We start from the raw sequence: 1620 nt of genomic DNA, 5'->3' as shown, positions 1-1620 counted from the left end.
GATGCAAAGATAGTTACAAACGCCAAATGCAAAGAGTTAATTGAATCTTTTCTACTAATCCCTGAAGAAAGATTCATTGTTATATCTGACAATCAAGAGATATCATTAGGAAACAAAACAGTCCAGTTTATAATTGCGCCTTGGGTCCATTGGCCAGACACAATGTTTTCCTATTTAAAAGAAGATAAAATTCTTTTTTCCTGTGATTTCTTAGGGTCTCACTTTGCTACAAGTAGCTTATATGTTCCAGATGAAAGAGAGATCTATCTCTCCGCAAAAAGATATTACGCTGAGATAATGATGCCTTTTAGGTCAATGATTAGAAAATATCTTGAAAGAATAGGTAAATTAGATATTGATATAATTGCTCCAAGCCACGGACCCCTATATGATAAGCCTTCATTTATTATTGAAGCCTACAAGGATTGGTCAAGTGATACGGTAAAAAATCAAGTTGTAATTCCGTATGTCTCAATGCACGGGAGCACAAAAATTATGGTCGATTATCTTTCAGAAACTTTGAGCAATATGGGTGTAGAAGTGAAATTATTCAATCTCGAAATTGCTGATGCTGGGGATCTACTGATGTCCCTTGTCGATGCTGCCACTATAGTTGTTGGTGCCCCTACTATGTTAGTTGGTCCACATCCGTTAGCTTACTATGCAACATATCTTGTTAATGCAGTAAGACCTAAAACAAAATTTGTTTCAATAGTTGGGTCTTTTGGATGGGGAGGAAATGCTGTTGAGATTCTAAAAGGCATGATTACAAATATTAAAGTCGAATTGATTGAACCTGTATATATTAAAGGTTACCCAAAAGAAATTGATTTCATATCCCTTGACAACTTGGCAAACGAAATAGTTAAGAAACATAGAGAAATAGGGGTCTAAAGAAATGTTTTTCTTCGCTCAATATAAAGAGTGGTACTATGAATGTGAAAACGAAAAATAATTTAATGGAAGCATTCGCAGGTGAGTCTCAAGCAAATAGAAAATATCTTGCATTTGCAAATAAAGCTGATCAAGAAGGTTATCCTGGAATTGCAAAGTTATTTAGAGCTGCAGCTGCGGCAGAAACTGTACACGCGCATGCACATCTTAGAATACTAGAAGGTATTAAGACAACAGAAGAGAATTTAAAAGAAGCAATTTCTGGAGAGACTCATGAATTTGTAAGCATGTATCCTAAGATGATCGAAGAAGCAAAAATGGAAGGAGAAACTGCTGCTGAAAGATATTTTGTTTTTACAAACAAGGTGGAAAAAATTCATGCCAATCTCTATAAAAAGGCCCTTGATAATCTAGATAATTTTCCAGTAAAGGATTACTATGTTTGCAGTGTTTGTGGATACACAGTTGCAGATGAAGCGCCAGATAGATGTCCAGTTTGCGGTGCATTGAAAAAAGCATTTAACAAAATAGATTAATATTTTTTTTATTATTGACTTAAATTAAGGTATTAATGAAATGGATCTATGGCCATCTGTTCTTCAAATGGTTCCAGTTTTATTCGTATATCCTCTTTTTCAGTTCTAATGGCAATTGTGGAGTTTAGACCTTTTATTCCTGTTATATTCCCTATTTTTTCAACTTTTAAGTCCCTTAGTTCTTCATTGT

3 protein-coding genes are annotated in these 1620 nt (G+C 34.4%); 2 read left to right on the top strand and 1 reads right to left on the bottom strand.

The window, feature by feature from the left end:
- Both GX466_09305 and GX466_09300 read left to right on the top strand, forming a co-directional pair.
- Positions 1–894 (top strand): FprA family A-type flavoprotein (locus GX466_09305; protein ID NLH94392.1); only part of this gene is annotated, 894 nt, incomplete at its 5' end.
- A 38-nt stretch (positions 895–932) separates the two neighbouring features.
- On the top strand, positions 933–1430 hold the full coding sequence (locus GX466_09300; protein ID NLH94391.1) for a rubrerythrin family protein: 498 nt from the start codon (positions 933–935) through the stop codon (positions 1428–1430).
- Between the two features lie 32 nt (positions 1431–1462).
- Here the strand turns inward: GX466_09300 and GX466_09295 are convergent.
- Positions 1463–1620 (bottom strand): hypothetical protein (locus GX466_09295; protein ID NLH94390.1); only part of this gene is annotated, 158 nt, incomplete at its 5' end.

It is taken from the genome of Candidatus Cloacimonadota bacterium, from assembly GCA_012516855.1.
GTDB lineage: Bacteria > Cloacimonadota > Cloacimonadia > Cloacimonadales > Cloacimonadaceae > Syntrophosphaera.
Note: the sequence above shows the minus strand (reverse complement) of the source record. Positions and strands in the feature narration are given on the sequence as shown.